This window comes from Brevibacterium sanguinis (assembly GCF_039528855.1).
GTDB lineage: Bacteria > Actinomycetota > Actinomycetes > Actinomycetales > Brevibacteriaceae > Brevibacterium > Brevibacterium sanguinis.
This window is the reverse complement of sequence record NZ_BAAAMB010000009.1, coordinates 140,653-149,669: the sequence shown is the minus strand read 5'-3', so window position 1 is coordinate 149,669 and position 9,017 is coordinate 140,653. Positions and strand designations below refer to the sequence as shown.

The 9,017-nt window shown below is 70.4% G+C and carries 7 protein-coding genes; 3 read left to right on the top strand and 4 right to left on the bottom strand.

What is annotated here, in order from left to right:
• Positions 1–157 precede the first annotated feature (157 nt).
• Positions 158–1,480 carry a mannose-6-phosphate isomerase, class I gene (gene manA, locus ABD154_RS11020; protein WP_344251297.1) on the top strand — a complete coding sequence of 441 codons (1,323 nt, stop codon included), beginning with the start codon at positions 158–160 and terminating at the stop codon, positions 1,478–1,480.
• An 871-nt stretch (positions 1,481–2,351) separates the two neighbouring features.
• Here manA and ABD154_RS11015 read toward each other — a convergent pair.
• Genes ABD154_RS11015 through ABD154_RS11000 form a run of 4 tightly spaced genes read right to left on the bottom strand, consistent with a single transcriptional unit; the run spans position 2,352 to position 5,765 of the window.
• Positions 2,352–3,017: a CoA transferase subunit B gene (locus ABD154_RS11015; protein ID WP_344251296.1), complete on the bottom strand. Its 666-nt coding sequence runs from the start codon at positions 3,015–3,017 to the stop codon at positions 2,352–2,354.
• A 12-nt stretch (positions 3,018–3,029) separates the two neighbouring features.
• Positions 3,030–3,818 carry a CoA transferase subunit A gene (locus tag ABD154_RS11010; protein WP_198498379.1) on the bottom strand — a complete coding sequence of 263 codons (789 nt, stop codon included), beginning with the start codon at positions 3,816–3,818 and terminating at the stop codon, positions 3,030–3,032.
• Complete coding sequence (locus ABD154_RS11005; protein ID WP_344251295.1) at positions 3,806–4,591, bottom strand: hypothetical protein; 786 nt, start codon at positions 4,589–4,591, stop codon at positions 3,806–3,808. The genes ABD154_RS11010 and ABD154_RS11005 overlap by 13 nt, the downstream gene beginning before the upstream one ends.
• A 34-nt stretch (positions 4,592–4,625) precedes the next feature.
• Positions 4,626–5,765 carry a coenzyme F420-0:L-glutamate ligase gene (locus ABD154_RS11000; protein WP_344251294.1) on the bottom strand — a complete coding sequence of 380 codons (1,140 nt, stop codon included), beginning with the start codon at positions 5,763–5,765 and terminating at the stop codon, positions 4,626–4,628.
• A gap of 376 nt (positions 5,766–6,141) precedes the next feature.
• Between ABD154_RS11000 and ABD154_RS10995 the strand changes: the two genes are divergently transcribed.
• Entirely contained in the window at positions 6,142–6,525 is a 384-nt protein-coding gene (locus ABD154_RS10995; protein WP_344251341.1) for a WhiB family transcriptional regulator, read from the top strand.
• The coding region (locus ABD154_RS10990) for a glycosyl transferase (RefSeq protein WP_344251293.1) at positions 6,522–9,017 on the top strand (2,496 nt) is incomplete at its 3' end. The genes ABD154_RS10995 and ABD154_RS10990, both read left to right, overlap by 4 nt.

Here is a 9,017-nt window from a genome sequence, read left to right as displayed (position 1 = left end):
GCGTCTCGGGGCCGCTGGCGTGTGCGCGGTGAACACTGTGTGACCGGGCCTGAACAGAAAGTGAAGTCACGGCGTCATCGCGGTATTCCGGCAGGCGCACACGCTACGGTTGAGGGATGGATGCGCGAGAGCGCACGGACGATTCGCAGGAGAGGTGATGCCAGTGCGTCGGCTGCACAACACCGTGAAGAACTTCGACTGGGGCACCCCGGACGCGATTCCCGCGATCCTCGGCACTGTCCCGGACGGCACACCGTGCGCCGAACTCTGGCTGGGAGCGCACCCGCTCAGCCCCTCACGACTCGAACTCTCCGCCGCCCAGGGCACGCACGGGGCGGTCGGCTACGGACACGTCGGCTCGTCCTCGTCCGTCGATGTCCGCACCTCCGGGCGACTCGACCTCGGGCCCAACCTCATCGAATACATCGCCGGTGATCCCGAGGGACTTCTCGGACGCGAGTCGCTCGAGGTCTTCGGGCCCTGCCTGCCCTTCCTGCTCAAGGTCCTCTCCGCGGAGAAGGCGCTGTCGATCCAGGTCCACCCCACCCCGGAGCAGGCCGCTGCCGGTTTCGCCCGGGAGGAGGAGACGGGGCCGGATCTCGACGCTCCCGACCGCAACTACAAGGACGCCTCGGCGAAGCCCGAGCTCATCTACGCCCTCACCGAGTTCCACGCCCTCACGGGCTTCCGCTCGCGCAAGGCCGTGCGGGCGACCTTCGAGCGGTTCCTCTCCCTGTCGCTGTCGGCGTCCTCGCTCGACCTCCTCGGCGAGATCCTCGCGTCGCTCAAGGCGCTCAGCGATGCCAAGGCGTTCGCGCGGACGGTCGAGCTCGTCCTCGGCGACGACCGCGCGCCGGGGCTCGTCGCGGAGATCGCGAGCCAGGACTTCGCGACCCCGCCGCGCGGGCACGCCTCCCAGCTCGGCACGGCCGTCGACCCGATGCAGACCTTCGTCGAGCTCGTCACCGACTATCCGGACGATCCCGGTGTCCTCGTCGCGCTCATGCTCTGCCGCGTCCACCTCCAGCCGGGCGAGGCGCTCGCGATGGAATCGGGGATCCTCCACGCCTACCTCGGCGGGACGGGCATCGAGATCATGGCCTCGAGCGACAACGTCCTGCGCGGGGGCCTGACGAGCAAGCACGTCGACATCCCCGAACTCACCCGGATCGCGACGTTCACGGCCGCGCCCCCACAGCTGCTCGAGCCCGACCGCGACGGCGTCCTCACCGGTGCGACCGAGGACTTCGCACTCCAGGCCCTGCGGTGCCCGCGGCTGAAGCGCATCGACCGGCGCGGGGCGGCCATCGTGCTGTGCACCTCGGGGACGATCACCCTGACGTCGGTGGGGAACTCGACGACCCTGACGCGCGGGCAGAGCGTCTTCATCGGCGCCAACGAACCCGCGGTCACGGCCGACGGCCACGGCGACCTCTTCGTCGCGACCACCGGACTCGATCGCGCGCTGCCCTTCGCCTGAGGCTGCCTCTCTCCTCAGGTTGCCCCTCTACTGAGGCTGCCTCGCTCCTGAGCGGAGCACGCGGGCGGAGTCCAGCGGATCCTCAGCGCGGGTATGAGCGGCGGAACCGCATTCTTCGAACCCCGCCTGTGGAGCGGCTTTCACTACCCGTGCACGCGGTGTCTTCGGAGCTGCGGGTGCCTCTCGGCGAGCCCAGTGTTGTGTGTGGAGCCCAGGGTTGTTCGTGACGTGCTGCGTTGTCAATGCGGCTCCGGGTTGCGCGTGGCGAGCTGAGCGGCGCCTGATCGAGCGCGGTTTCCGGCATCCTGCCCGTGGAGCGGCTTTCACTACCCGTGCACGCGGTGTGTTCGGGGCTGTGGGTGCCTCTCGGTGAGCTCAGGGTTGTGTGTGTAGGGTTGCGGGTTGTTCGTGACGGGTTGCGTTGTCGGTGCGGCTCCGGGTTGTACGTGACGAGCTGAGCGGCACGTGATCGAGCGCGGTTTCTCGCACCCCGCCTGTGGAGCGGCTTTCACTACCCGTGCACGCGGTGTGTTCGGGGCTGTGGGTGCCTCTCGGCGAGCTCAGTGTTGCGTGTGGGGCTGCGCGTTGTGTGTAGAGCCCAGGGTTGTGCGTGAGGCCGCGAGTCGCGTGTGAGGGTCGGCGTTGTCGGCGCGGATACGGACTGCGCGTGCCGGATGCGGCCTGCGCGTGGCGGGCTGCGGCGGGACAGCGCACGAGGCCGCTGCGCACCGACACTCCGATGGAGCGTCAGCGGGCAGCGGCCTCGTGTCGCAGGCGTGCAGACGAGCGGCGACGGCAGTGCGCAACTGGCCGCGCGCGACTGGCAGTGCGTCAGCCCAGGCTCAGTGCGACCCGGCGGGACGCGCGGGACTCAGACGTCGGGGACGGTGATGGTTGCGACGTCGTCGGGGACGACCACCTCGGCGCCGGTCTTCTCCTTGACCTCCTCGGCGGTGACTCCCGGTGCGAGCTCGACGAGGGTGAAGGCATCACCGGTGACGTCGAGGACGGCAAGATCGGTGATGACGCGTTCGACGACGCCCTTGCCCGTCAGCGGCAGGTCGCAGGCGCCGAGCAGCTTGTGCGTGCCGTCCTTCGCGACATGGTCCATGACGACGATGACGCGCTTGGCGCCGTGGACGAGATCCATCGCCCCGCCCATGCCCTTGACCATCTTGCCGGGGATCATCCAGTTCGCGATGTCGCCGTTGACGGCGACCTGCATCGCACCGAGGATCGCGGCATCGATCTTGCCGCCGCGGATCATGCCGAAGCTCGCAGCCGAATCGAAGTACGAGGCGCCCGGCAGCATCGTCACGGTCTCCTTGCCCGCGTTGATGAGGTCGGGGTCGAGCTCGTCCTCGGTCGGGTACGGACCGACGCCGAGGAGGCCGTTCTCCGACTGGAGGACGAGCCGCACACCGTCGGGCACGTAGTTCGGGACGAGGGTCGGCATGCCGATGCCGAGATTGACGTAGCTGCCGTCGGCGAGCTCCTGCGCCGCGCGCGCGGCCATCTGGTTGCGTGTCAGTGCCATGGTGAGCTCTCCTCAGGCGTTCGCGGCGGTCGGGGTCGGACGGAGGGTGCGCTTCTCGATCGGCTTGTCGGCGATCTGCTCCGCCGTCAGCGGGACGACGCGGTGGACGAAGACACCGGGCAGATGGACCTCGTCGGGATCGATGTCACCGGGTTCGACGAGCTTCTCGACCTCGGCGATCGTGATCCGACCGGCCTGCGCGGCCGGGGGATTGAAGTTGCGGGCCGAGGAGTGGAAGACGAGATTGCCGTCGCGGTCGCCGACGGCGGCGCGGACGAGCGCGTAGTCAGGGGCGAGCGACTCCTCGAGGACGTAGGTCTGCTCCTCGCCGAAGGTGTCGAAGACCCGGGTGTCCTTCGCCGGGGACTCCTTGATGACGTTGCCGTCCGCGTCGTACTTCCACGGCATGCCGCCCTCGGCGACCTGGGTGCCGGCGCCGGTGATCGTGTAGAACGCGGGGATGCCCGCACCGCCGGCGCGCAGCTTCTCCGCGAGCGTGCCCTGCGGGGTGAGCTCGACCTCGAGCTCACCGGAGAGGTACTGTCGGGCGAACTCCTTGTTCTCCCCGACATAGGACGCGATGATCCGCCGGATCCGATGGTCGGCGAGCAGCACCCCGAGCCCGCGGCCGTCGACGCCCGCGTTGTTCGAGATCACCTCGAGGTCCGTCGTCCCCTGTTCCCTGATCGCGCGGATGAGGAATTCCGGGACTCCGACGACCCCGAATCCGCCCACGGCGATCGACGATCCATCGGCAATATCGGCCACTGCTTCTGCGGGCGTGTCAACTACTTTGTCCATGTCCCCAGTCTGCCACGGACCTCACCGAGCTCCCGTGCGAGGTCCGCGATGCGAGCCTCATCGACTCCCGTGCCGAGCACGGTCTCACCGCCGCCGAGGAGGTGGCCCAGCAGGTCCGGCCACTGGTCCTCCTGCGGGGTCGAGTGGGAGACGAGGATCCCCGCGGGGCGACCCGCGGAACCGGCCGGCATCGCCGCGGTCCACGGGATCTCCGTCGTCCCCGCAGCCCCGAGGACGGCGAGGGTGCCCGAGCCGTCGAGGCGGCGCGGGGTGACATCGGGATACGCCCGGATCGCGGAGTTGACGTCGATGAAGTCGGCATCGACCGGAGTGCTCAGCGCCAGTGCCGGGGGATTGAAGACGAAGATCTCCTCCGCCGAGGCGATCGCCGGGTCCGACTCGAACCCGACCGGGACGAGCGCGTGGAAGTCCCCGTCCGGGACGGCCGAGATGCTGTTGGCCGAGGCGGTGCTGCCGGGTGAGTCGGCGCCGTCAGCCGACCCCTCGCCCCCGGCAGCGCCCTGCTCGCCGAGGACGACGCGGCCACCGGCGAGGAGGACGCTGAGGATCGCGACGAGTTCGCGCCAGTGGAGACCGCCGGGCAGCGGGACGAAGAGGGTGAAGTCGGGGCCGAGATCGTAGTCGCCGAAGAGACCGACTCCCTTATTCACCCAGTTCGCGATGACCGGGCCGGTGAGGTCGAGGGTGTCGAAGTCGGGCCCGCGCCAGAAGAGCACGGGACCGCCGGTGCCGGCGAGGCGGGTGAGATCCATCTGTCCTGCTTTCTCAGCGTGTGCTGTTGGGGGATCAGTGCGTGCTGTCGGGGGAGAGGAGTCCGATGTCGATCGTCACTCCCCGCGGGAAGCTGCCGAGGTCCCCCTCGGCCCAGTGCCACTTCGTCGTCGCGGAGAGATCCTCGGCGAAGAGCGCGGTGTGCATGCGCTCGACGAGGGAGCCGAGGCCGACCATCGCCTCGAGGATCGGAGGTCCGTCGGCCTGCGTCGTCGCCGGGGAGGTCGAGGGGCTCATGATGATCCGCGAGCCCGACCCCTCGATGCGCATCCGCCAGGCCGCATGGCCGGGGGTGCGCGCGTTGCCGCCGCGGACGACGCGGATCGCCCGGGAGACGCGCTCGAGGATGTCGTCGCCCCCGTCCCCGGCGGGGGCGCGGCCGGGCACGGTATCGACGCCGAGCCCCCGCTGGATCGCCTCGACGTGACCGAAGCGGAACCAGTCCTCGCCGAGGTCCCGGCACAGCGCCTTCGCTCCACCGCCTCCGTTGTCGAGGTAGCCGCCGGCACCGCGGATCAGCGCCATCGGCAGACCGCGGGCGGCCCCCTTGACGAGGTCGGCGGCGGCGGCGATCTCATCGCCGACGGCGCGCACGGTCACCGTCTGCACGCGCCCGTCGTCGTCGGGCAGTCCGCGCTGATCGTCGAGGCCGGAGAACCCGGAGAGGCCGAGCGCGATGTCGCCGACCCCGACCCGCCACGGTCGCGAGGTCGTGTCGGAGACGACGACGCCGATGCGCACCGCGAAGGCCTCCTCGACCCGGGCGCGCAGCTGAGCGGCGGACCGGTCGGCGTCGGTGGGATGGAGGACGACGTCGCCGCCGGAGTTCGACTGGTCGAGCCCGGCCGCGGCCTGCACCGTGCCGGCCCGAGTCCGCACGACCTGGACCGTCGTTCCCGACGCATAGCTGCGTTCGGCCACGAGGTGGGTCGAGGACGCTCGGACGAGATCCTCGAACTCGGCGCGGTCAGCCACCGAGGTCAGTCTCCCGTCGGCCTTCGACACGACCTTCGAGGCGATGACGAGGATGTCGCCGTCCTTGAGATCGATGCGGTTGCGCCGCAGACTGGTGATGAGGATGCCCGCGAGGTCCGAACCGGGCCGGATGTCCTCGTCGAGGGGAGGCGCGTAGACGGTCAGCAGTCTGTCGTTCATGCCTGCTCGCGGACCGTCACCCTGGCTCATTCCTCCATATTCCCATCCCAGCCGAACGAATCCGAAATTCTCACGATCCCATCAGGTGGGCACCATGGATTGTGGCAGGTGCGCATGCCGGTCACCATATCTTGTGTTCGCGGCGCGTGTGTATGTGAAGGTGTGTTCGAATACGCGGTTCCTCCCCGCTTGGATACTGCACGAGGGCTTGACTCAGCGGTAATGACACGCGTGTAATTTATACCTAAGGGGAACGCGCTTAGCACGAATTCTCGGATTCGCATGGCACAACACGCTGAGCGTGAGAAAGGGGAGAACCGTGCAGAGCGCACAGAGCAAGAGACTAGAGGACGAGGAGTTCGTCTCCGTACCGGGGGTGACCTCCCGCAGCGCCGGCGACTGGTTCGTCGAACCCGGCGCCCGCACACCGGACACGCTGCCGGACCCATTGGCGATCGATCCGAACGATCTCACACCGCTGCCCGCCGACGATGCGGCAGTGTCGCCGCTCTCGCTCCTCCTCGGCGCCGCCGAGGACGGCGAACTGTCGTGGCAGGACCAGGCGCTGTGCGCCCAGACCGACCCTGAGGCGTTCTTCCCGGAGAAGGGCGGATCGACCCGCGAGGCCAAACGCGTCTGCGAGTCCTGCGAGGTCCGCTCCGAATGCCTCGACTACGCGCTGGCCAACGATGAGCGGTTCGGGATCTGGGGCGGCATGTCCGAGCGCGAACGCCGTCGACTCAAGAAGCGAGTCGTGTGAGACCTGCCGTCACGGTCGTCGTCATCTCCGGCGACGACTCCCGCAAGGCCGAGCTCGAAACCACCCTGAGCAGGATCCACCCCGAGATCCCCGTCGTCGATCTCGGGGGCCTTGCCGTCTCCGAGGCGCTCGCCCTGCCGGCCGTCGCCGGCAGCGACTACCTCTGGTTCCTCACTCCCGACTCCCGCCCCGCGCCGGGGTGCCTCGACGAGCTCCTCGACGCGATCGGCGCTGCGGACTCGGTCGCCGCGGTCGGGCCGAAGCTCTTCAGCGACGAGCGGATCGTCTCCGCCGGGGTGACGACCACCTCGGCGGGGGTGCGCGTCAATCCCGTCGGATCGGGGGAGCTCGACCAGGGACAGCGGGACGGGGAGTCCGAGACGCTCGCGCTCGACCTGCCCGGCATGCTCATCGCCACCGCCGATCTCGATCGCATCGGCGCTCCCAGCCGCGGACTCGGCCCGGCCTACCGCGGCATCGAATACTCCCGTCGCCTCCGCGACCTCGGACGGCGGGTGGCCCTGGCCCCCGGCGCTCGACTCGACATCTCCGCCGCCGAGGCGGCCCAGCTCGGCACCTCGGCCAAGCCCCCGACCTCGCGAGCGCAGGTGCGCACCGAACAGCGCTACCGGCTCAGCCTCGCCCGGCCCGGCCTCGTCCGGCTGCTCATCACCCTGGCCGCCACCCAGCTGGGCGCAGGCCTCCTCTCCCTGCTCGGCAACGACGTGCGGACCGCCGGCTGGCGCTTCGCCGCGCTTGTCGGCCTGCCCGCCGACGTCCGCGCCACCGCCCGCCTGCGCCGGGCCAACGCGCGGCGCGGTCGGCTGGCGAAGCGCGCGAACACCGCGCATCTGAACTCCCTGTTCGCCGACCCCGAGGAACTCGCCGTCCACCGGCGCAGCATGGCGGCCCGCCGGACCGGAACCGGCTCGGGCGACGGCGACCACGACACCCTCGACGAGGCCGACCTCAACCAGGTCGGTGACACCGAGGAGGCCATCGACTCGTTCTCCCGCCTCGAGGTCAGCGGCGGCGCCGGCATCTTCACCCACCCTCTCTTCTTCCTCATCCTCGCCGCCGGTCTGCTCAGCGGTCTCGTCTCCCACCGACTGCTCGGTCCCGGCCACCTCGTCGGGGGTGCGCTGGGGTCGACCGACATCGGCTACGGCGAACTCGTCACCCGGCTCCTCGGCGGCTTCCTCGACGCCGGCACGGGCATCGACACCCCGGCCGATCCGCTCCAGCTCGTCCTCGCGGTGCTCGGTCTGCCGTTCCTCGGCAACCTCGACGTCACGGTCCGCGTCCTCATCCTCGCCGCCCCGATCGCGGCGGCGGTCGCCGCCTACGCGTGCGCCGGGATCCTTGTCTCCCGCACGTGGGTCCGCGGATTCGCCGGCCTCCTCTGGCTCGTCGCCCCGCTCTTCGTCATGGGACTGTCGACCGGCCGCCTCGGCGTCATCCTCGTGTGGATCGCCGCACCGCTGTTCATCATCGCGCTCACCCGCAGCCTGCGCACCGGGTCGGTCTCGGCGGCCGCGGCGGCCGGGCTGCTCCTCGTCGTCATCATCGCAGGCATCCCGCTCATGCTCGTCGTCGGTCTCGTCCTCACGATCGCCCTCGTGCTCCGCCGGCGGGGTCTGCGCCATCTCTGGCTGCTCGTCCCGACCCTCGTGCTCACGTGGCCGTGGCTCGTCGGTGTCGTCACCCACCCCGGCACCCTGTTCGTCATGCCCGGTCAGACACTGTCCCCGGGCACCGCTCCGACGTACCTCCTCGCCGTCGGGTTCCCCGCCCCGCTCGATCCCACGTGGCTGACAGGGCTGCTCGAACCGCTCGGGGTGACTGGCATCAGCCAGCTGTGGGCGCTCTTCATCGTCCTGCCGATGCTCCTGCTCGCCTTCCTCACCCTCATCGAGGCCCGCATCCCGCTCACGGTGCTGACCTGGGCGGTCGGGCTCTACCTCACCGGCCTCGTCGTCTCGATCATCCAGGCGCACCTGCCCGCCCAGGTCGGCCCGTTCGCGCTCATCGGGTCGTACCCCGCAGCCGGAGTGACGCTGACGAGCATCGGCGCGATCGCCCTGCTCGTCCTCGGCGCCGACCGCCTCACCGCAGCCCCGCGCAGCGTCTCCCGGGTCCCCCTGCGCGTGCTCACCGGCCTCGTCGCCGTCGCCGCCGTCGGCCTCGCCGTGCTCGGCGCCGGTCCCGCCTCCGAGGCGGTGTCGACGACCGAGGACGGCACCGTTCCCGCCCTCGCCGCCGACCGGGCCGCCGGTCCCACGGAGGCCCGCACGCTGCGCCTCGACGCCGTCGACGGCGAAGTGCTCGCCACCCTGCTCTCGACCGCTGACGGCACCGTCATCGGCACCTCGACCGTGGCCTCCGCCGAGGCGGTCGGCGGTCCGCCGTGGGAGCGACGGCCGCTGCCCATCGGTGAGGACGACGTCCTCGTCGCCCAGGCCGCGGCCGCGCTGTCGGCCGACGACGCCGGC